This is a genomic window from Caldicellulosiruptor diazotrophicus, from assembly GCF_017347585.1.
Taxonomy (GTDB): Bacteria; Bacillota; Thermoanaerobacteria; order Caldicellulosiruptorales; family Caldicellulosiruptoraceae; genus Caldicellulosiruptor; species Caldicellulosiruptor diazotrophicus.
Genome location: NZ_AP024480.1, coordinates 1,945,634 through 1,967,057 on the forward strand (window position 1 = coordinate 1,945,634; position 21,424 = coordinate 1,967,057).

General features: G+C 35.3%; 24 protein-coding genes and 1 riboswitch. Of the genes, 10 read left to right on the top strand and 14 right to left on the bottom strand.

Annotated elements, in window-relative coordinates:
* Positions 1 to 18: 18 nt before the first annotated feature.
* The 11 genes from CaldiYA01_RS09355 to CaldiYA01_RS09405 form a co-directional block, all read right to left on the bottom strand.
* Positions 19 to 930, bottom strand: coding sequence for a quinate 5-dehydrogenase (locus tag CaldiYA01_RS09355; RefSeq protein WP_207179076.1), 912 nt, complete (start codon positions 928 to 930; stop codon positions 19 to 21).
* Between the two features lie 27 nt (positions 931 to 957).
* Complete coding sequence (locus CaldiYA01_RS09360; RefSeq protein WP_207179078.1) at positions 958 to 1,482, bottom strand: helix-turn-helix domain-containing protein; 525 nt, start codon at positions 1,480 to 1,482, stop codon at positions 958 to 960.
* A gap of 96 nt (positions 1,483 to 1,578) precedes the next feature.
* On the bottom strand, positions 1,579 to 2,205 hold the full coding sequence (locus tag CaldiYA01_RS09365; RefSeq protein ID WP_207179080.1) for a phosphoribosyltransferase: 627 nt from the start codon (positions 2,203 to 2,205) through the stop codon (positions 1,579 to 1,581).
* Positions 2,206 to 2,349: 144 nt separating this feature from the next.
* Entirely contained in the window at positions 2,350 to 2,979 is a 630-nt protein-coding gene (locus CaldiYA01_RS09370) for a cyclase family protein (protein ID WP_207179082.1), read from the bottom strand.
* Between the two features lie 91 nt (positions 2,980 to 3,070).
* Positions 3,071 to 4,789, bottom strand: a complete 1,719-nt coding sequence (locus CaldiYA01_RS09375) for a proline--tRNA ligase (RefSeq protein ID WP_207179084.1) — start codon at positions 4,787 to 4,789, stop codon at positions 3,071 to 3,073.
* Between the two features lie 38 nt (positions 4,790 to 4,827).
* Positions 4,828 to 5,616 carry a mechanosensitive ion channel family protein gene (locus CaldiYA01_RS09380; RefSeq protein WP_207182820.1) on the bottom strand — a complete coding sequence of 263 codons (789 nt, stop codon included), beginning with the start codon at positions 5,614 to 5,616 and terminating at the stop codon, positions 4,828 to 4,830.
* Entirely contained in the window at positions 5,616 to 6,338 is a 723-nt protein-coding gene (locus CaldiYA01_RS09385) for a gamma-glutamyl-gamma-aminobutyrate hydrolase family protein (RefSeq protein ID WP_207179085.1), read from the bottom strand. Before CaldiYA01_RS09385 ends, CaldiYA01_RS09380 begins: the two co-directional genes overlap by 1 nt.
* Entirely contained in the window at positions 6,314 to 6,898 is a 585-nt protein-coding gene (locus CaldiYA01_RS09390) for an ANTAR domain-containing response regulator (protein ID WP_207179086.1), read from the bottom strand. The genes CaldiYA01_RS09385 and CaldiYA01_RS09390 overlap by 25 nt, the downstream gene beginning before the upstream one ends.
* A 61-nt stretch (positions 6,899 to 6,959) precedes the next feature.
* Positions 6,960 to 8,447 carry an HD-GYP domain-containing protein gene (locus CaldiYA01_RS09395; protein WP_207179087.1) on the bottom strand — a complete coding sequence of 496 codons (1,488 nt, stop codon included), beginning with the start codon at positions 8,445 to 8,447 and terminating at the stop codon, positions 6,960 to 6,962.
* 104 nt (positions 8,448 to 8,551) lie between these two features.
* Positions 8,552 to 10,060, bottom strand: coding sequence for a xylulokinase (gene xylB, locus CaldiYA01_RS09400; RefSeq protein WP_207179088.1), 1,509 nt, complete (start codon positions 10,058 to 10,060; stop codon positions 8,552 to 8,554).
* A gap of 46 nt (positions 10,061 to 10,106) precedes the next feature.
* Positions 10,107 to 11,093 carry a LacI family DNA-binding transcriptional regulator gene (locus tag CaldiYA01_RS09405; protein WP_207179089.1) on the bottom strand — a complete coding sequence of 329 codons (987 nt, stop codon included), beginning with the start codon at positions 11,091 to 11,093 and terminating at the stop codon, positions 10,107 to 10,109.
* Between the two features lie 218 nt (positions 11,094 to 11,311).
* Here CaldiYA01_RS09405 and CaldiYA01_RS09410 point away from each other — a divergent pair, with 218 nt between their 5' ends.
* From CaldiYA01_RS09410 to ribH, 8 genes are all read left to right on the top strand, one after another.
* A complete protein-coding gene (locus CaldiYA01_RS09410; protein ID WP_207179090.1) occupies positions 11,312 to 11,578 on the top strand; it encodes a DUF4176 domain-containing protein in 267 nt (88 codons plus the stop codon).
* A gap of 13 nt (positions 11,579 to 11,591) precedes the next feature.
* Positions 11,592 to 11,798, top strand: coding sequence for a hypothetical protein (locus CaldiYA01_RS09415; protein ID WP_207179092.1), 207 nt, complete (start codon positions 11,592 to 11,594; stop codon positions 11,796 to 11,798).
* On the top strand, positions 11,791 to 11,922 hold the full coding sequence (locus CaldiYA01_RS12405) for a hypothetical protein (RefSeq protein WP_269076398.1): 132 nt from the start codon (positions 11,791 to 11,793) through the stop codon (positions 11,920 to 11,922). The genes CaldiYA01_RS09415 and CaldiYA01_RS12405 overlap by 8 nt, the downstream gene beginning before the upstream one ends.
* Positions 11,923 to 11,949: 27 nt before the next feature.
* Entirely contained in the window at positions 11,950 to 12,309 is a 360-nt protein-coding gene (locus CaldiYA01_RS09420) for a hypothetical protein (protein ID WP_207179094.1), read from the top strand.
* Positions 12,310 to 12,387: 78 nt separating this feature from the next.
* Positions 12,388 to 12,516, top strand: a riboswitch (FMN riboswitch).
* Positions 12,517 to 12,639: 123 nt separating this feature from the next.
* Entirely contained in the window at positions 12,640 to 13,755 is a 1,116-nt protein-coding gene (ribD, locus tag CaldiYA01_RS09425) for a bifunctional diaminohydroxyphosphoribosylaminopyrimidine deaminase/5-amino-6-(5-phosphoribosylamino)uracil reductase RibD (protein ID WP_207179095.1), read from the top strand.
* On the top strand, positions 13,748 to 14,326 hold the full coding sequence (locus CaldiYA01_RS09430) for a riboflavin synthase (protein ID WP_207179096.1): 579 nt from the start codon (positions 13,748 to 13,750) through the stop codon (positions 14,324 to 14,326). Before ribD ends, CaldiYA01_RS09430 begins: the two co-directional genes overlap by 8 nt.
* 5 nt (positions 14,327 to 14,331) lie before the next feature.
* Positions 14,332 to 15,540 (top strand): 3,4-dihydroxy-2-butanone-4-phosphate synthase, encoded by a 1,209-nt coding sequence (ribB, locus tag CaldiYA01_RS09435; RefSeq protein WP_207179097.1) that lies wholly within the window; start codon positions 14,332 to 14,334, stop codon positions 15,538 to 15,540.
* The gene (gene ribH, locus CaldiYA01_RS09440) at positions 15,527 to 15,997 is read left to right on the top strand and encodes a 6,7-dimethyl-8-ribityllumazine synthase (protein WP_207179098.1); all 471 of its coding nucleotides are present in this window, start codon (positions 15,527 to 15,529) and stop codon (positions 15,995 to 15,997) included. The genes ribB and ribH overlap by 14 nt, the downstream gene beginning before the upstream one ends.
* On the opposite strand, the gene CaldiYA01_RS09445 is transcribed toward ribH, so the two are convergent.
* Positions 15,994 to 16,398 carry a HEPN domain-containing protein gene (locus CaldiYA01_RS09445; protein ID WP_207179099.1) on the bottom strand — a complete coding sequence of 135 codons (405 nt, stop codon included), beginning with the start codon at positions 16,396 to 16,398 and terminating at the stop codon, positions 15,994 to 15,996. The two genes, ribH and CaldiYA01_RS09445, sit on opposite strands and share 4 nt — an antisense overlap.
* Positions 16,379 to 16,726 (bottom strand): nucleotidyltransferase domain-containing protein, encoded by a 348-nt coding sequence (locus CaldiYA01_RS09450; protein ID WP_207179101.1) that lies wholly within the window; start codon positions 16,724 to 16,726, stop codon positions 16,379 to 16,381. Before CaldiYA01_RS09450 ends, CaldiYA01_RS09445 begins: the two co-directional genes overlap by 20 nt.
* A 174-nt stretch (positions 16,727 to 16,900) precedes the next feature.
* On the opposite strand from CaldiYA01_RS09450, the gene CaldiYA01_RS09455 reads away from it, so the two are divergent.
* Complete coding sequence (locus CaldiYA01_RS09455) at positions 16,901 to 18,424, top strand: LysM peptidoglycan-binding domain-containing protein (protein ID WP_207179103.1); 1,524 nt, start codon at positions 16,901 to 16,903, stop codon at positions 18,422 to 18,424.
* Positions 18,425 to 18,477: 53 nt separating this feature from the next.
* Here the strand turns inward: CaldiYA01_RS09455 and radC are convergent, their stop codons facing one another.
* Positions 18,478 to 19,158, bottom strand: coding sequence for a RadC family protein (gene radC / locus CaldiYA01_RS09460; RefSeq protein WP_408612172.1), 681 nt, complete (start codon positions 19,156 to 19,158; stop codon positions 18,478 to 18,480).
* Positions 19,159 to 19,469: 311 nt separating this feature from the next.
* On the opposite strand from radC, the gene glgB reads away from it, so the two are divergent.
* Complete coding sequence (gene glgB, locus CaldiYA01_RS09465) at positions 19,470 to 21,422, top strand: 1,4-alpha-glucan branching protein GlgB (protein WP_207179105.1); 1,953 nt, start codon at positions 19,470 to 19,472, stop codon at positions 21,420 to 21,422.
* The last annotated feature ends 2 nt before the right edge of the window (positions 21,423 to 21,424 follow it).

A 21,424-nucleotide genomic window follows, 5' to 3' on the forward strand; every position in this document is an offset into this window, starting at 1 on the left:
CCAAGAAAATATCTTCTACTAATAGAATATTTCTACTCTGGGCTTAAAATCAATCTCTTTTATGAGCTTTTCTATCTCTTTTTGGCTCATATCTTCCAATTTTTTACCCGTCAGGGCAACTAAAATAGCCTCAACAACATTTGTTCCAAAAGATCTGCCCTCAAATTCAGGTGTTGTAGTAACAAGCATCTTTAGTTTTCTTTTTTTAAGCTCTTCAACATCCTCTTTTGTAATGGTATTTGTGATGATTATCTTTCCTTCCAAACTATCTGGCATGTACTTTTGAATGTATTTATAATCTCCCGCAATGATGTCTGCCATTTTAAAATATTTCCAATACTTTCTAAGCTTTTTAGGGTTTTCTTCTTTTTTGTCATCATTGGGATACAACATTTTAAAAGGCAGCTTTATTATCAATGGGACAAGCAAAGCCGCAAGATAGTAAAATACCCTGAGACTCTTTATCATAAGTGGAATTCCCAAGGCAAATAGGGCATCACCAAGCAAAAGCTTACATCCAGCTTCATATAGTCCCTCTGCAAGTTTGTATCTATCAAGTGCACATACAACAAGTGCCGTTTTTCCTTTGAAATCTATTATGCTGTTGTCTTGAAGATATTTTATAACCCATTTTTCAAAGGTATTTTTAACACCTGTGCCGTCCACAAGAGGAGTTTTTTGAGCAGCATTTTTTATAGGAATAGCCTCTCTTATGACATAATTTTTACCTCCACCGTAAAGTACAATGTCAATTCCTCCCATACCAAAGGCATCTACTTTACCATCTAATGACTTTATAATCTCTATTGCCTTTTTTATATCTCCATCCGTTCCTATTCTTTCAATCTCAAAGTCAATACCCATTATTTTAGCTTGGGTTTTGTGATCTCTCTTGCTCGAACCAATGCTGACACTCACTACCCTTTTCATGCAAAAAACATCTCCTTTTCCTTCTTGCTACTTCACAATAGAATCTAAAATTCTCTTCAGCTCTTCCACATCCACTTCAACATCATATTTGAGCGGAGATTTTCCCAGAGGTATCGTAATGACCTCACAATCAAGAAAAGCTTTGAACCAGTTTAGTCTAAAGTCCGAACCCATGGCAATTACAATGTCAAACATTTTAAAATTATTTATATATTCACTCATGATATTTAAAAGCTCAGCAGCAGAAAGGGAGTTTATAAAACTATTTCTTTCTTCTTCTGTCATTAACAGATAGTAGTTTATTCCGTAACTCTTCAATACCTGCTCTACCTCATGCTTGTTTTTTACAGGAAATCCAATTGCAGCAATTTTTTTGCCCTTGCGTACTTCTCCAAGCCCTTCAAGCTTTGAGATAAAAGACCTGTCTATTTTCAGCTTTTCGGCAACCTCAATCTGCGAAAATCCTTTTTGACGAAGGTCCAATATTTTCTTGACTTCATCCACTATTTTTTGAAGACTTATGACCTTATCACCAACCCTGTAAAAATCCATTTCTTTATCACACTCAACCGCCATTTGTTTTATTCTATATTACCACAAAAGCCTCTTTATGTTAACATTTTTGTGCACATAGTTTTCAAAAAAATTTTAACTTAGCAGCTTTTTAATATCCTCTTCAGAGACCTGTGAAAAGTTGACATAAAACTGTCCAACTGCCCAAAATGGTTCACTACTTACAATATAAAAGATACCATCACATTCTTTTTCCAGTTCTTTTAACGTCGAAGGTGCAATTACCGGTGTTGCAACGTATATCTTTTTAGGATTTAGTTTTGAAAGAAACCTTATACATGCTTTTGTTGTTGCGCCTGTTGCAATTCCATCGTCTACTATTATAGCCTCCTTATTTTCCAAGCTTTTATATTCGATAGAACCCCTGTACTCAATAAGCTGGTCCTTCAAGCCCACTAAGACTCTTTTCTTTTGGTGTTCAATATATTCGTCTTTCATAGAAAAATATTCTAAATACTCATTATTTAAAACCACATCCCCATTTATGTCCACTGCGGCAATAGCAAACTCTCTGTTAAAAGGGGCACCTATCTTTTTTGCCAACACAATATCCAAAGGGATTTTGAGCCTATCTGCAATTACTTTTGCGACAACCAGTCCACCTCTTGGAACTGCAAAAATTACAACATCTTGCCTTCCCTTAAATATTTCTAATTTCTTAGCTAACTTTTCTCCAGCATCTACCCTGTCTTTAAAAAGCATTTTCAAAACCCTCTCCCTTTGTTAAATGACTTAATCTTTAACCTTAAAAACAAAAATGGCACCTACATTTATTTTACCACATTGGTGCCTTCTAAAAATCGCTTTAATTTTGAAATCCTTAATTTCACACATTAACAAAGAAACTTAGTCTTCAATCAACACCACCCTTGCAGGTGCACCGTCGCAGTCTTTTATTTTTAGCGGCAGTGCTGCATACCTGTATTTCCCTCTACATACCTGTGAAAGGTCTAAACCTTCAATAATCACCACATCATTGGAAAGAAGTAGCTTGTGCACAGCAAAATCGTAGGAAGCAAATTCCTCTATCGAAAGACAATCAATCCCCACAACCTGAACTTTCTTTTCGATGAGAAACTGGGCTGCCTCTAAGCTCAAATAAACATAATTTTCATAGAACTCTGAGGTGTTGCTAAGATACTGAGAATTTTTGGTCTTGAAAAATATCCTATCACCATAGTCTATGTCCTTGCTTTCAAGAAACTCTCTGGTTATACTATCGTTATCATAGACTTCAAAAACCTTGACTTCTCCTATCAAGTATTCCAAAGGAATCTGGTCAACTGTCCTACCATCCTTTATAAAATGAGCTGGGGCGTCAATGTGCGTCCCTGTGTGTGATGAAAGTATGAGCTTGCTCACGTTTGCTGCTTCTCCTTTTTCAATGCTATAAACCTTTGATATTTGTGGTTTTGGGTCACCAGGAAAATAAACCATACTATTTGAAATTGGACTGCTAACATCAATAATCCTCATTTTCAAAACCTCCTTGAACTAAAAATTTTTCTTAAAAATAACAAAAAGGGGCTTCTGTCTAAAGCCCCTTTTGCTGACAAGCATTTCAAACTTATATTTGGTATTTTGCTTTTTCTTCCTTGATTAGATTCATTACAAACTCTATTGCTTTCTCAATTTCAACTTCAAAAGATTCTTTTGTTCTTCTGTTTCTAATCTCAAGCTTTCCTTCTGATATTTTCTTCCCAACAGTAACTCTGAACGGAATTCCAATCAAATCTGCATCCTTGAACTTAACGCCCGCTCTTTCATCTCTGTCATCAATCAAAACCTCAACTCCATTTTTCTGAAGGTTTTCATAAATCTCAAATGCAATCTTGTTCTGATTTTCATCTTTTACATTTACAGGCACAACAATTACCTCATACGGTGCAACAGTAATTGGCCAGATTATACCGTCCTCATCGTGCATCTGTTCAATGATAGCTGCAGCTGTCCTGTTGATACCAATACCATAACATCCCATTATCATTAGCTTCTTCTCGCCTTTTTCATCTGTATAAACACAATTAAATGCCTCTGTATACTTTGTACCAAGCTTAAATATATGTCCAACTTCAATTCCTCTTTCAATTGTCACCTTTTGAGAGTGGCATTTTGGACAAAGGTCGTCTTGTGTTATATTCCTGAGGTCAGCAAACTTTGTTACTTTAAAATCTGAAAGATTAACATTCTTTATATGGTAATCTGTCTTATTTGCGCCAACCACAAAGTTTTTGAGATATTTTATCTCGTTGTCTGCATACACATCTATCGGCAGTCCAATTGGCCCGGCAAATCCCACCTTTGCACCTGTAATTTTCTCTACATCTTCTGCCGATGCAAGCTCAAGGTCTGTAGCTCCTAAAAGATTTTTTAATTTTGTTTCATTTACCTCTCTATCTCCTCTCACCAGCACTGCAACAAACTTGTCATCTGCCTTGTAAATCATTGTTTTTACAAACCTTGTACTGTCAATACCCAGGAAGTTCACAAGCTCCTCAATTGTTCTTACATTTGGAGTGTAGACTTCCTGTTTTTCTTTTAGCTCCTCATTGTTTTCAACTGGTGTGTCCAAACACTCTGCCTTTTCCAAGTTTGCAGCATATCCGCAGGCTTTACAATATGCAATCTCTGCCTCGCCAACAGATGATGGAACCATAAACTCATGTGAACTTGCTCCGCCCATTGCCCCTGTGTCTGCCTCGACAATCTTTACATCAAGTCCGCATCTTTTGAATATCCTTACATATGCATCATACATCTTTTGGTACGATATTTCTAAGCCTTTTTCATCAATGTCAAAAGAATAAGCATCTTTCATTGTAAACTCTCGGCAGCGCATAACCCCAAACCGTGGTCTTCTTTCATCACGAAACTTTGTTTGAATTTGATACAAAATTTTTGGAAGATCCCTGTAAGATGAAATCTCATTCCTGACTATATAAGTAAATGCTTCTTCGTGAGTAGGTCCCAAACAGTACTCCCTTTCATTTCTATCCTTTATTCTAAACATCTCTGGTCCAAATACTGCCCACCTGCCTGACTCTTCCCAAAGCTCTTTTGGCATAAGTGCAGACATATGAACTTCTTGCGCACCGCTTCTATCCATCTCTTCACGAACAATATTCTCAATTTTTCTGAGTACTCTATAACCAAGCGGAAGATAAACATAGATACCTGAAGAAAGTTGTCTCATAAATCCTGATCTTAGCATAAGCTTGTGCGACTCTATCTCTGTATCAGAAGGTGTTTCTTTCATTGTTGGCATAAAAAGTTCTGAAACTTTCATCTTTGTTCTATACTACCCCTTTCCAAGCTTTTAGTTTTTTAGTTTACAAAAAGCTTTTCAATAATCTTTTTTCTCATCGCCCTCTCTAAATCCCAATGTCGAAGAGGTTTTGTCTCTGTCACAATTCTGAGTGTATATTCTATCCAGTTTGTGTCCACAATACCAACAATCTGCGGTGGTGTAACAATGTCTTCTTTGAATTCTTCTTCAATCTCTTTGAACACCTCTTGAAGCTTCAAAGACACCTCATCAAAGTTCATTTTTGTGTTGAGCTTAACATCCACAATTGCCTTTGAGTTGTGCCTCGACCAGTTAGTAATAGCCCCTATGGAACCATTTGGAATAATATGGATTGAGCCGTTGTAGTCTTGAATTTTAATTGTCTTTATTCCCATTTCTTTTACGGTACCACTTCTCCCATCAATTGTGACATAGTCACCAACAGACAGCTGGTCTTCTATAATTAAAAAAAGACCTGCTATTACATCTTTAATTAAACTCTGTGCACCAAAACCTATTGCAAGTCCACCTATTCCTGCAACAGCTAAGATTGTTTTGATTGAAACGTTAAAGTTTTCAAGAATGAGTACAATTATCAAAAAATATATAGAGTATTTTATAATACTTTTGAAAAGTGCTGCAAGAGTATCTATCCTTTTTTGATTGATAGGAAATACAGAACTTCTCTGTTTTTTCTTCCATTTCTCAAGCATTCTATTAGAAAACTTCAAAAATAAAAAACCTACAACTATGATGATTAAAGAGTAGATTATTTTACCACTGTACTTCAAAATCATATCAGATATTTTACCAATATTCAAATACATCACCCTTCCAGAAACCTCTCAAAAAGCTCTTTTTGATAAAGGTTATTTTTTACCATAAGCTCGGGATGCCATTGCACACCTACAAAAAAACTTCTGTCCTTTTTTGAAATTGCCTCCACTATACCATCTGCTGATACAGCCTCTATTTCAAAACCAGGTGCTACCTCTTCTATTGCCTGATGGTGAAAAGAGTTTACTAAAATCCTTCGGCTCCCAAAGATGCTGGCTAATAACCCTCCAACAATCTCCACAGTGTGATATCCATATATACCATCAAGATTCTGGTAATGAGAAATGGTTGTTTTTCTTTCTAAGTCCTGTATCAAAGTCCCACCAAACGCAACATTCATAACCTGCAAACCTCTACAAATTGCCAAAACCCTTCTGTCCATCTCATATGAAATTTTTATTGCTTCAAGTTCTATTTCATCTCTCAAAAGATTGATTTTTCTTATTCCTACTTGAGGTTCTTTGCCATAAAATTTAGGATGAACATCCTCACCTCCACAAAAAAGAACACATTCACACATCTGTATGTACTCTTTCAAAAACTTGGTTGACAAAGCGCTTATTGGGAAAATTATAGGTTTTGCATTTAATATTAAAAGTACTTCTACATATTCACTCATGACATAAAGTCTTCTATTTTCTCTATCAAACCCTCCAAATACAAGTACATTCATTAGATTTGCCTTACCTATTTTGAATTTTTCAATTTCCATTCTATGATTCTCTTTGCAACTTCTTTAATGGGCATCTGATGGTCCATACTAAGTTTTTGAAGTTTTTTCATTGCACTTTCTTCATCAAGCTTTAGATCTTTCATTAAAATCCCTTTTGCCCTTTCAACAAGTTTTCTCGTTTCTAAATCATCCTGAAGCTTTCTTATTTGTTCTTCCAGTTTTCTTAATCTTATCCAATTCTTGACAATAGTTTCAACAAAAGATATAAAAGCCCACTTATTAAATGGGCTATACAAAAAAATATTAAATTCATCGTCCTCTAAGATTACACTTTCTATATTAGACCTTTGTGCTTGGTTTGCCAAAATGATAACAGGACATATTCTATCGTTTTTTAGAATATCAATCATCTCTACAATACTTCCAACACTAAAACCATACTCCATAATAACAATATCTGGTTTTAAAACTCTTATCTTCCTCAGACAATCTGCAAAGTCTGAAGCAGTATCAGCAATAGTATAACCATTTTCAATAAGGGAATTTTTTACAACAGAATGCAACTTTTTGTTCTTTATTGCTAAAATCACCTTGAACATCTTTGTTTTTCCCTCTTATCAATACTTATTTAATAATTTTAACACACTCCTTATTCTTTTTCTATAAAAACATCACTAAACCCTTTTGTGCTAAATTAATTAGCTTTTCCACTATAGTAGTATCGAATTGACTACCATCACACTTTTTCATTTCGTTAAGTGCTGCTTGTTTATCAAAAGCTCTTCTATATGGTCTATCAGAAGTCATTGCATCATAAGCATCAGCAACAGCTACAATCTTTGCAAGAAGGTCTATTTCTTCATCTTTCAGACCAAATGGATAACCTCTGCCATCTACCCTTTCATGGTGCTGAAGTACAACCTTTTTTATTCTGTCAGTAAACTCTAAATCTTTCAAAATATTGTAACCTATTAGAGGATGTTTTTGTATTTCCTTATACTCATGAGCTTCTAAAGAACCTTTTTTGTTCAGTATATCTTCTTTCACACCAATCTTCCCTATATCATGTAAAAGACAAGCAACTTTTAGAATATCTTTCTCTTCATCTGAAAGTGATAGTTCCTCGGCAATTTTCAAAGCAATGTTTTGAACTCTTTCACAATGTCCTTTTGTATACATATCCTTGTACTCAATTGCTTTGGATAAACACAAGATTGTTTCATAAAAAAACTTTTCAATCTCCTGGTTTTTCTTTTCAAGCTCAGCCTTTGATTTATTTAACTCCTCAATTGTTTCTTTTAACTTTTCGTTCATGTAAGTGCTTTTCTCGTATAAATCTTCTATTTCCGATTTCTGTTTTTTAAGATTTGAATAATAGATAGCATTTTTAATGGCTATAGTGATAAAATTGCACAGGCTTATATAATACTCAACATCTTCGCTTGAGGTACTTTTGCATTCAATACCATAAAAACAAATGCCCTCACATCTCTCTTCTGAAACAACCGGAATAGCTACTTTTACCAAGTTATTATTTTCTATCTTGTAAGTTATATTGATATCCTCTTTTGCTCTGCTCAGAAGAATCTCTTCATGAACATCCTTTTGCCCATACTGCCCCAAAATTTTGAATCTTTTATCATCACCATCATGATAAATGCTTATACGAAAAAACCTTAAAGTTCTATGGCTATACTCACCAATAACCTCAACTATATTTTCTACATTTGAAAGACTAATAATTTTAGTCGAAAGCTCAAAAAAATTTTTAAACCATTCATTCTTTTCTCTTAAATCCCTTTCGGTATCAATTAACCTCTTTACAATATTTGTCATTTCCTTGTTCAGTCGAATACTATCAATATAATTCTTTTCAATACTATCTTTTTCCTCTTTTAGCTTTTTAATTATGACCTTTTGTTTTTTCTCAAACACTTTATATTTTTTCAAAACACTGCCATATCTGAGAATATAAAAAACTGTAAAAAACACCACTGCAAAGAACAGGGTTACAATTTGAAGATATTCAATGATTGGTTTTTTAACATGAAAAAACATTTCAGCAATTTGAACTGCCAGTGGAAAACTTATCAAAAAGAAGAGAAAAAATTCAAAAATCCTCATCCATAAATTCTTTTGTAGCTTCAATCTTCAGTCCCCCTGTTAAAAAAGTCACACACCTTATTATTTCGACAAAAGGTACAAAAATCCTTCAAACAAAATGACAAAAAAGAGAGCCAATCGTGGCTCTCTTATGCATTAAATAAATCTTTTACTCTTGGATATATGCTATTATAAAGTTTGTAAGTCTTTCTATATACTTCAAATAAGTCTTTATTTGGACTACAGCTTTCAACCTTCTGAATCATAACATCACACGCTTCTTCTACTTTGTTATATTCGTTGGCACCAACTGCTGCCAGAATAGCCGCACCAAATGCAGGTCCTTCTTTGGAATTCAGCGTCCACACATCCATCTCAAATATGTCTGCTTGCATCTGTCTCCACAGCTTACTCTTTGCACCACCGCCTGAAACTCTTACTTCTTTTACTTCGATTCCCATCTCATATAAAATATCAAGACAGTTTTTAAGTGAAAATACAACACCTTCCATGACAGCTCGAATAAACTCTCTTCGTGTATGCTTTGCTGTGATTCCAAAGAAAACTCCTTTTGCATATGGGTCTAAAATTGGTGTTCTTTCACCCATTAAATATGGCAGGAAAACAAGTCCATCTGCGCCTGGGTTTGCAAGTTCTGCCTCCTGGTCCATCAAAATGTATGGGTCTTTGTCAATAAACTCAAACGCAGCCTTTTCGATGTGAGCAAAGTTGTCTCTAAACCACTTGAGAGAAAGCCCGGCACCTTGTGTTACACCCATCACATGCCACTTTCCCGGTACTGCATGACAAAATGTATGAACCCTTCCCTGTGGGTCAATCTTAAACTCGTCAAGATGAGCAAACACAACGCCAGACGAACCGATTGTAGATGAAATCACTCCAGTCTTTACTATGCCATTTCCAACAGCACCTGCTGCCTGGTCTCCTCCACCTGCAACAACAAGCGTCCCTTCACAAAGACCTGTAATCTCACTTGCAGCTTTATTTATTTTACCAGTAACCTCTGGTGATTCGTAAACCTTGCCCAACAAATCCTTGTCTATCTCAAGCTTTTCAAGAACCTCATCAGACCAGCACCTGTTTTTAATGTCCAAAAGCTGCATACCAGATGCATCCGACACATCTGTTGCAAACTCGCCTGTAAGCTTAAATCTTATATAGTCTTTGGGAAGCAAAATCTTGTAAACCTTCTCATAGTTTTGAGGCTCGTTGTTCCTCACCCACAGAATCTTTGACGCTGTAAAACCTGTCAGTGCAGGGTTTGCTGTTATCTCAATAAGTCTTTCCTTGCCAACTTTTTCTGTAATCTCATCACATTCTTTAGCCGTTCTCTGGTCACACCAGATGATTGATGGTCTTATAACGTTGTAGCTTTTGTCAAGCATCACAAGCCCGTGCATCTGCCCTGTAAGTCCCACAGCTTTGACTTCTTTGGGGTCTACCTTTGACTTTTCAAGCACAGCTTTAATTCCTTTTACGCTTGCATCCCACCAGTCTTCGGGATTTTGCTCAGCCCAGCCAATCTGAGGCTGATAAAGAGGATACTCAAATGTGGCAGAAGATAAAATCTCACCTTTTGAATCAATCAGAATTGTCTTTGTTCCAGATGTTCCAACATCAATTCCAATAAAATACATACAAAATACACCTTCCTTTTTTGAATTTTTATATTAAAAACATATTTTACGCAGACTGTCTTATTATAAGCTGAGTGTCAAGAATATATTCACTTTTGAATTTTTTGGCCGGATCATCTATTTTTTCAAAAAGAATATCGCAAGCAGTTTTTGCCATAAGATTAATTGGCTGACGTATTGTTGTAAGTCTTGGCATTTTGCTAAGTTGAAGTCCTACCAAATCTACATCGTCAAATCCAACTACTTTTACCTCATTTGGAACAGATATTCCCATTTCATCCAAAGCATACATACTTGCATATGCCATAAGGTCATTTGCTGCAAATATGCCATCTATTTTTTTGTTTTGTAAAAGCTTTTTAGTATTTTCATACGCCTTTTGAAACATGAAATCGCCTTCAATAACAAGTTCCTCATCAAATTCGAGTCCAAAGTCTCTTAATGCTGCCTTATACCCTTCATATCTTGCAACACTTTCAAAAGACTCAAGAGGTCCTGATATATGTAGAATCTTTCTACATCCTTTTTCTATAAGATACTTTGTTGCAATATAGCCCCCTTGCATATTGTTTACATTTATTCTTGGAACATTGGGGAACTCAGTATTATTTTCAGCAAGAACAACTGGAACATTGTTAGCATTCAAAAGTTTTAATGCTTGTTTATCAATATTTTTATATCCAAAAACTATGACCCCGTCAACTCTTCCTACCAAGAACTTGAAGTAGTCAATATTATCTATTAGCTGACAAAATATAGCCCCGTAACCACGCTGGGTTATGTATTGGTTGAGCAAACCCACAACTTCACTGTAAAACCAACTGCTGAGCTGTTGGATTATAATTCCAATTGTATCTGTTTTTCTTCTTGCTAAATTTTTGGCCGTTACATTTGGAGTGTAATTCAATGCTTTAATAGCTTCTAAGACAGCCTTTTTCTTTTTTTCAGATACATTTGCTGTTCCATTTATAACTCTTGATACAGTTGCCTTTGAAACACCTGCTCTTTTTGCAACATCTTCTATCGACGGCAAATACTCTGCCTCCTTTCATTATTCTTTTTTAACTTTATCAAATACAGGTTTTGCAAGCGATTTCGATTATTCTTTGTTATATACTTTATCACATTGGCAGTTGATTTATCAACAAAAATTTTAAAAATAGTAAGTTAGGGTATTTGAATTTTTAATTATATATTACAAAAACATTTATTGACGTTTCTTTCTCTAATAACAAAATGGAAATAATGGTTATGGGGGTGATTAAGGTGGAAAGTGAATGGCTTCTAATTGGAAGTGTAGTCGTTCTAGAAGGTGGAAACAAACCATTAATGATTTATGGTCGAAAACAGTTCAATTCGCGAACAGGGCATGAATTTGATTATGTTGCTTGTTTTTATCCTGAGGGAAACCTTTCGGCTGATTACAACATTTTCTTTAACAAGGAAGACATTGATAAAGTACTATTCAAAGGGTACGAGGATGAACTTGAATTTGAAATGAGAAAAATGCTAAAATAAGGGGTGATAAAAAGTGTATGCAGTTCAAGCCTACTGTGGTTCTTCAAATAAAAATTCTTTGTTTTCTATTGGCGTTTCAAGTTTTGGAACTAATAAACAAGGACAAATTACAGCTTATGGAGAGGCATCTATTAATATTGGAAAAGCTATGGTGTCTGCTATTGAAATTAAACAAAGTTTTGGGTTGAGTATTGGTGGCATTACTGTCGAAGTTGGCTAAAAAAGGTTATGCTGGTACGTTGAGAGCAGAAGGTAAATTTAATTTTTCATCAAGCGGAATATCAATAAGTGGCGGGCTTGCTGCTAAAGTAGGTGCTGGAGTTTTCATAAATATTAGATGGTAATAAAGTTTTTTGGAGGAAAACTGTAAAATGAATGAAAAATTATTGAGAATTTATAGAATTTTCTTTTACATGCTTGTTATATTAGCTACAATTGGCTCTGTAATTAGTTCAATTCTTGAAAAAAATGCTTTTTATATAGTTGGAACAATTGTTCTTGGTGTATTTTATATTTTAATGATAGAATTTTTTCTTTTCCCCTTTGTTTTTGGAACAAAGTCTGCGAAATATTTTAAAAAATTTTTAGGGTTATTTTTAGCTTTTGGTATAATTTTGAGTATTATTGTGTTTTTGATTGTAGGAATTACAAGCAAGAAATTTGAGATAATATATTTTGGCGTTCCATTATTGGTCTTAAGCCTTGCTGTGGTCTACAAAGTTTGGATATAAGGTAAATTTTGCTATTGAAATTTTGTAAATTTACGAATATAATGAAATGTAAAATTGAATATAAATTTCTGTTCAAGGTCCATCCTTCGGGGCGGGGTGAAATTCCCCACTGGCGGTAAAAGCCCGCGAGCAAAAGCCTTTTTGGCTTTTGCAGAACCGGTGGAATTCCGGTGCCAACGGTTACAGTCCGGATGGGAGAAGGAATGGATGTGTAAGGATGATTTTCTTATACATCTTGTCAAAAGCCCAAAAAGCCTCGAAGGTGGAAAATCCACTTTCGAGGCTTTAGTTTTTTGTCCATTTAATTACACCGTAGAAAGGAGGAAGCATTTGAGGACTCTTTCACATAGCTACTACATGAACATAGCACTTGAGCTGGCAAAAGAAGCTTCTCCTTTGGTACTGCCAAATCCAAGAGTTGGATGTGTGATTGTAAAAAAAGGAACAATAATCGGAAAGGGATATCATCAAAAATATGGTGAAAAACATGCTGAAGTTTTAGCAATCGAGGATGCAATAAAAAATGGCAACTCGCTCAAAAACGCAACAATGTATGTCTCCTTAGAGCCATGCTGTCATTTTGGCAAACAGCCACCTTGCACGGATGCAATTATAAAAAGTGGCATTAAAAAAGTTGTGGTTGCCATCAAAGACCCAAATCCTCTTGTCAATGGCAAGGGCATACAAATTTTAAAACAGCACGGAATAGAAGTTATAGAAGGTATTTTAGAAAAAGAAGCAGAAAGTGTCAACAAAGACTTTTTTAAATACATGAAAAAGGGTATTCCCTACATTGCCATAAAAGTTGCCCAGAGTATTGATGGCAAAATTGCAACACCTTCAAATAAGCGATTTTTGTTTAACACAGATGACGAAAACATCTTTGTGCACAGTCTTCGTCAAAAATATATGGCAACAATGGTTTCTGTAAATACTGTAATTTCAGATAACCCAATTTTAAATGCAAGGTATGGCCCGATTGTAAGGCAGCCTATAAGAGTTGTGCTTGATTCAAAGCTTCGAATTCCTTTAGATTGCAATATCGTAAAAACCTCTGACAAGTATTCTACCTACATTGTGTGCAGTGAAAATGTTAATGATGTTCGAAAAATAGAACTTCTTTCTAAAAAAGGAATAAAAATAATTTTTGCAACGTCGTCAGAAGATGGTCATCTTGACCTTTTAGATGCATTTTCAAAACTTGCACAGCAAAAGATAGTATCAGTCCTTGTTGAGGGAGGAAGTTTATTAAATTTTTCTCTTTTGAAGCAAAGAGTTGTGGATTACTGGTATTCATTGATATTCAATGTTTTCATCGGTGGGCAGAACACAAAAAGTGTGGTAGGTGGAGAAGGCTTTGAGGACTTTTTCCCAAAGCTTGTAAATACAAAAGTTACAACATTTAAAAACTCTACTATTATTGAAGGAGATATAACCTATGTTTAGCGGTATTGTTGAAGAGGTTGGCAGGGTTGTTCTAATGAGAAAAATTGAAGATATTGTAAAGCTGAGTGTAGAAGTAAAAAAGATAGATGCAAAAATTGGTGACAGTATAGCAGTTGATGGTGTGTGCCTGACAGTTACAAATATTTCAAATGGAATTTTTGATTTTGACCTGTCACCTGAGACAATTGAAAGGACCACACTTAAATTTTTAAAAGAGGGGATGCCAGTTAATCTGCAGCCTGCTTTGAAGATGGGAGACAGAATTGGCGGTCACATTGTTCTTGGCCATGTTGACTGTATTGGCACAATTTGTATGCAAAAAATTCAGGGAAAAAGTAGAATAATTGGGATAAAACCATCTGAAGATTTTAAAGGCCTTGTTATCAGAAAAGGTTCTGTTGCAATTGATGGTATTTCTCTTACAGTTGTAGATAGCTTTGACACATACTTTACAATATCTTTGATTCCACATACCATTGAAAATACTACCTTGAAGTACAAAAAGGTAGGTAGCTGGGTAAACATTGAGTTTGACTACATTGCAAAGATTGTGAAAGAGAATTTGAGGTGATAGACATGTATGTGTTAAAAGATGTAATAGAAAATCTTAAAAATGGAGAGTTTGTAATAGTATTTGATAGCCAAAACCGTGAAGATGAGGCAGACTTAATTCTGCCCGCTCAGTTTTCAACACCAGATAAAATAAGCTTTGTTTTGAATCACGCAAAGGGAATGTTCTGTGTTGCGATAGATAAGGAAATTCAAAGACGCTTGAATTTGTATGTTCCTTACAATACTCAAGACAGTTGCGCTTTTACAGTTACTGTTGACCACAAAGACACAAAAACAGGTATAACTGCTATCGAGAGAAGCAAAACAAGCAAAGAGCTTGCAAACCCAAATGCGATGGCTTCTGACTTTAAAATTCCAGGTCATGTAAATCCTGTTGTTGCTCATGAAGGAGGTGTTTTGACAAGGAAAGGTCACACAGAGGCAGCTGTAGAACTTTGCAGGATCTCAAAGCTTTTTCCTGCTGCGGTGATGATTGAAATCTTAGACGAAAAAGGAGATAGTCACAACAAAGAGTATGTAAAAAGCTTGGCAAAGAAATTTTCAATACCTATTACCACAATTGATGAGATTGAAAAATATATTCTATTAAACCAGCCCACAGTCCAAAAAGAAGCTGAAGCAGACCTTCCAACACAGTATGGAAAGTTTAAGATTTTTGCTTTTAAAAACCATTTTTCGCAAAAAGAACACGCTGTGCTGATAAACCAGACTTTTAATCCAAGCCAGCCGGTAAATGTTCGAATACACTCTTCCTGCAAAACAGGAGATGTTTTTCATAGCCTGAGGTGCGATTGTCATCAGCAGCTTGAATTTTTCTTGCAGTTTATGGCAGAGAACAAAAACTGTATGCTTATTTACCTTGACCAAGAAGGAAGAGGAATTGGATTTGCCAACAAGATTAAAGCATACGCATTTCAAGAGCAAGGCTTTGACACCTATGAGGCAAACAATCTACTTGGCTTTGACGATGATTTGAGAGATTACTTCGATGCTCTGCATATTTTAAGGTTCTTTGGTATAAGCAAAATTAATCTTGCAACATCCAATCCTGAAAAGGTTTCTTTTTTGCAGGATTGCGGAATTGAAATTTTAAAGAGAATATCTATTCCGATTGTTATAAATCCATATAACAGGAAATATATACATTCGAAAATATTAAAGAAAAAGCATGAAATCTTAATAAAAGGAGAGGGTGTCTTTGAGAACTTTTGAAGGAAGCTTTTGTGGAAAAAATTTGAATTTTGCAATTGTCGTCTCAAGATTTAACTCATTTATTACAGATGAGCTTTTAAAAGGATGCTTGGATGGTCTTTCTCGGCATGAGGTGGACAGTGAAAATATCGACGTATATTACGTACCAGGTGCCTTTGAAATACCACTTGTTGCTAAAAAGCTTGCAAAGTCAAAAAAATACAATGCAATAATTGCACTGGGTGCAGTGATTCGCGGCAGCACACCACATTTTGAGTATGTGAGTGCAGAGGTCTCAAAAGGCATTGCAAACGTCTCTTTAGAACAAGAAGTCCCAGTTATATTTGGTGTTCTAACATGCGATACAGTCGACCAGGCAATCGAAAGAGCGGGTACAAAAGCAGGAAACAAAGGATTTGACGCAGCTCTGTCTGCCCTGGAGATGGCAAATTTGATGAAAAATATTTCTGAATCTTAAATTGGCAATAGATTTTTTACAAATTGACAAATTTTTCGAGCAATTTCAAATGCTCTTTCTGCATCATCTTTGTTCGGCAAACCATCTGGAAGGCTTCCAAGGGGCGCGTTAGGATACCTTGAGGGGATGTAGAAAACATCGATTACACGCGCCTCTTCTTCAAATTTTCCAAAATTCTTTTCAATATTAGCACACATCTCAATTAAATATACTATGCTATGTGTTCGGGATGGATTTACACCATTATATACCAAAAACGCTTTCAAATATTTTTCAATTGCCTGCTGAGAATGGAAACACACAATATTATAAAGTTTTGAGTTTAACAGCTCTTGAGCAGCTTTTAGATCATTTTCTGCATACATTACCCATTGTTCAAATTCAGTTTTTCCTTTTTTCATAGAGTATAACTCCTTTTTTTAAAATTTCTTCCGTGTAGAACAAATGGTTATTTTTTATAAATTCTTCTTCCTCTTCTGGAGTATAGACCAAAAAATCTACAGGTGCTTCAGGTTTTACAGTCTGCGCAAGATGTAATAATCTTTCTATAAACCTAAGGTTAGTAGGCATTATTACCACCAAGTCAATATCGCTCGATTCATTAAAATTCCCATTTGCCATTGACCCAAACAGTATCACCTTTTCAGGATTGAAATTTTCAATAATTATGTTTAATATTCTATCTAATTCATTCTTCAAAGAACCATTGACAACCGAAATTGCTGGCATCGCAATCATCTCCTATTATTTCTTCAATTATTAGTATACCACAAAACTTATAGACAGCTAACAAGTTATTTATGACACTCAGTCATTTTGGAAAGCATTTCATTTGAGTTGAGTAAAAACATGGTTTTATAATGAAAATATATTAAAACCTAAACAGAAAAAGGCGGGGTTTTTATGAAAAGTTTATTAAGATTTTGGCTGTTTGTTGTTACTATTATAATCTTATCTTTAGTCATAGTTTTTCCTTCGTTTGCCTCTGGTATTCAAAAAGAAGAGGCTCTAATTTTTGATGCAAATGGCAACCCATCTTATATTACCATTATTAACAAAAGCTCAGTAGAGTACCTATCACCTTATGAACTTTCAAGGATACTGAGTGGAAGTTTTGCTTTCGATCCAAAAGACTATAACTTTCTTCAGTCAAAGCTTATCGTTGACCAAAATGAACTTATATTCAAGCTTGATAGCAATGTAGTAACATTTAATGGAAAAAACTTTTACATGGACGGACCAATGCAAATCATACAAAATAGAATTTATGTACCTTATTCTACTTTCAAAACTTACTTGAATTTATTTGAATATCGTCATTATTCATCAGGAAAACGAATGATATTCAAGCCAAACGGAAACTACATAGTCTACAGTGTTCAAAGCGGTGACTCTCTCTGGATATTGTCTCAAACTTTCGGAACATCTATTGAAACTATTAAAAGCCTCAATAGCCTTACAAGCGACACACTCTATGTTGGACAAAAGCTAATTGTAAAAAAGGTAAGTATTAACCCTGTCCAAATTACTGGAATAATAAAGTGGTGGACATATGTAAAAACTTCTCCTTCTTCGTCAGCGCAAAATCTATTTTATCTTACCCAAGGACAAACTGCAAACATCATTGGAAAGCAATCAGAATTCTATAAAATTTCATCAGCAAAAGGAACTGGTTTTGTTTCAATCTGGGCAGTAGATATAAAACAAGATATTTCTGACCTCTCAAAACCAAGTAGCTATTTTTATTCTTATATACCTGTTGATACTTCAGGTGACTATGTAAGCTATACATACTACAAGGTGCAAAGTGGAGATACAATATGGTCGATTGCAGTAAAATTTGGAATACCCGACTATGAACTTATGTCGGCAAATAATTTGAATGAAAACTCATACATCTATGCAGGACAAACCTTAAAAGTGCCTGTTCACACAGTTGCTGTGCATTTAAATGAGTACGGAGTTGAAATGCTCGACTGGTTTTCGCAGGGAAATTATGTATTCCCGATCGGCAGCGTTGGCAAGTTTATTGACATCCAGACAGGAAAGTACTTTTTAGCAAAAAGAACAATGGGTGCAAGCCATGCCGATGTTGAAACCTTGAGTTTTAAAGACACTCAAATCATGAAAGAGACATTTGGTGGCAGCTTTTCATGGGAAAGACGTCCGTTCATACTTGAAGTAAATGGAAGAAGAATAGCCGTGTCAGTTTCTGGCATGCCTCACGCAGGGGTGGACGGCGTTCCTTACAATCAAAATGTTGCAAACAGAAGCGGTGGATATGGCTACGGTCCAAACCTTGATACAATTGTAAATGGAATGGATGGACATTTTGATGTGTATACACTCAATGGACTTCGCCACAAAGATGGTCAAATTGACCCTCAGCATCAGCTGACAGTTTCAATTGCTGCAGGGTTGAAGTAACTAAAATAAACTGGGGCTGCTCACTTTAGCAGCCCCATTAAATATTTGCTATTTCATATCTGCGGTTGGGGCAGCATCCCATTTTGCGCAAAGCTGTAATACTCATCTTTGGCCACTATAAAATGGTCATTTACGGCAACACCTATTGTAGAAAGAGCATTAACAATCTTTTGAGTTGTCTTAATGTCATCCATTGAAGGTCTTACCGACCCACCTGGATGATTGTGAGCCAAAATTACACTGCTTGCATTATAGCGAATAACACACTCAACAACTTTTCGTGGATATACCACTGCTTCTTTAACTGTACCCTCAAAAAGTGGCACAGAATATATCACATTTAACTGAGTATCAAGGCAAATAACATAAAACACCTCATTTTTCCTGCCAACAAACAAACTCTTTATGTACTCTGCTGCTACTTCTACATTCCTCAGCTGAAAGGTTTTTCTATTTTTATCAGCAAGATATCTTCTTGATATTTGAGAAATAAGAGATATCAAAATGGCAGAATTTTCTCCAACACCATCTATTTTCTGAAGTTCTTTTGGGTGAGCTTCAAAGACATTTGATATGCTCCCAAAAGTTGAAATTAACCTGTGTGCAATCTCATTTGTGTCTTTCCTTGGAATGCTGAAAAATAAAAGAAGCTCTAATACCTGATGATCTTCAAAACCATCAAGCCCTTGTTCGACAAATCTTTTTTTGAGCCTTTCTCTGTGTCCTTCATGCATGTTCTGAGGCAAATTTATGCACTCTCCTCTGATTAATTTTACTTCGAATATTTTAATTACATTTTATTTTGATTATATCATTAATTAGTAATAATGATGTACAAATTTTGGGTATTAAGTATTTTAAGAAAAAAATTTTTGTTGCTTTAATTTTACAATAATGTTATAATTGAATTTGTATTTTGTTTGTTTTGTATAATTTATTAGTTGTTGTTTTAATAAAATTGATTACGGTATTTTCTACTAACACTTACTTAAATTTTGTGAACATTTATCTTTCCCATATATGAAATTCTATGGGGGTGCACAATATGATAAAAAAAGTAAAATCTACTATTTACCTATCTGACATAAAAAAATTTGAATCAGGAGAGCATTTCGAAAGTTACAAGTTCTTGGGGAGCAGAGTTATAAACTATAGAGGTAAGGTTGGAACAGTTTTTTGTGTGTGGGCACCAAATGCTAAAAGCGTATCTGTTGTTGGAAATTTTAATAATTGGTGCGGTGAAAACCACAAGATGATGAGAGTCTATGGAAGCGGATTTTGGTGGTTGTTTGTAGAAGGTATTGGTGAAGGAGAACTTTACAAATATGAGATTATTGGTGCTGATGGAAAAAGGGTTTTAAAAGCTGACCCCTATGCCATCTACTCTGAGAAACGTCCCAACACAGCATCAATAGTAAGAAATATCCCTGACTATGAGTGGCATGACCAGGAATGGATGGAAAAAAGAAAAACAACTCCACCGTATGACAAGCCCATCAATATATATGAGGTGCACCTTGCATCATGGAAAATGAAAAAAGATGGAACTGTAGAAAAAGCTGGAGAATTTTTTAACTATCGGGAACTTGCCCATATGCTTGCAGACTACATAAAAGAAATGAACTATAACTACATTGAACTTTTGCCAGTTTTAGAACACCCTCTTGACATGTCATGGGGTTACCAGCCAACAGGTTACTTTTCTCTCACATCACGCTACGGTAGTATTGAGGATTTTATGTATTTTGTAGACTATATGCACCAAAATGGAATTGGAGTAATAGTTGACTGGGTACCAGCTCATTTTTGCAAAGATGAGCATGGACTCTATAAGTTTGACGGAACATTTTTATATGAATATGAGAATGAGCTTTTGAGAGAAAACTACACATGGGGTACTGCCACATTTGACTTTTCAAAACCACAGGTGCAAAGCTTTCTTATCTCAAGCGCCATGTTTTGGTTTGATGTTTATCACATTGACGGAATAAGGGTAGATGCTGTTTCTCACATCATTTACATGAACAACAACCAGAAAAATAGATATGGCGGACATGAAAACATAGAAGGAATTGAATTTATAAAAAAGCTCAACAAGGCAATATTCTCAAAATATCCAAATGTCCTGATGATTGCCGAAGAGTCAACTGCATTTCCTTTGGTCACATATCCAACATACGATGGAGGGCTTGGCTTTAATTACAAGTGGAACATGGGATGGATGAACGACACTTTAAAGTACATGCAAAAACATCCCAACGAGAGAAAACATCATCACAATCTTTTGACATTTTCCATAATGTACGCATTTTCTGAAAATTTCATATTACCTTTTTCACACGATGAGGTTGTTCATGGAAAAAAATCTCTGCTTGATAAAATGCCAGGTGATTACAATCAAAAATTTGCAAACTTAAGGCTTCTTTATGGTTATATGTACACACATCCGGGCAAAAAGCTCCTTTTTATGGGTGGAGAGTTTGGTCAGTTCATCGAATGGAGATTCTATGCGTCGCTTGACTGGCTACTTTTGGACTACCCCATGCACCGCATGCTTCAGCACTATGTTAAATATTTAAACAGATTCTACTTAGAAAACAAAGCTCTGTGGGAGCTTGACCATAAAATGGATGGTTTTAGATGGATAGACGTTCACAATTGGGAGCAGAGCGTCATATCATACCTGAGATTTTCAAAAGACCCTGATGATTTCCTTGTTGTCATTTGTAATTTTGGTCTTGCTTCATATGAAAATTACAAAATAGGCGTGCCAAGAAAGGGTATGTATTTGGAAGTATTTAACAGTGATAAAGCTGAATTTGGTGGTAATAATATAGTAAACACAGAAAAACTTAAAACAATTGATGAAGTGTGGCATGGATACAACCAGTGTATAGAATTCAGGCTTCCTGCACTTTCGTGTTTAATTTTTAAACCTATTGAATTTTTCAATGTTAAAGAAAAAAAGAATCAAAATGACAATATTATTCAGACATAGGG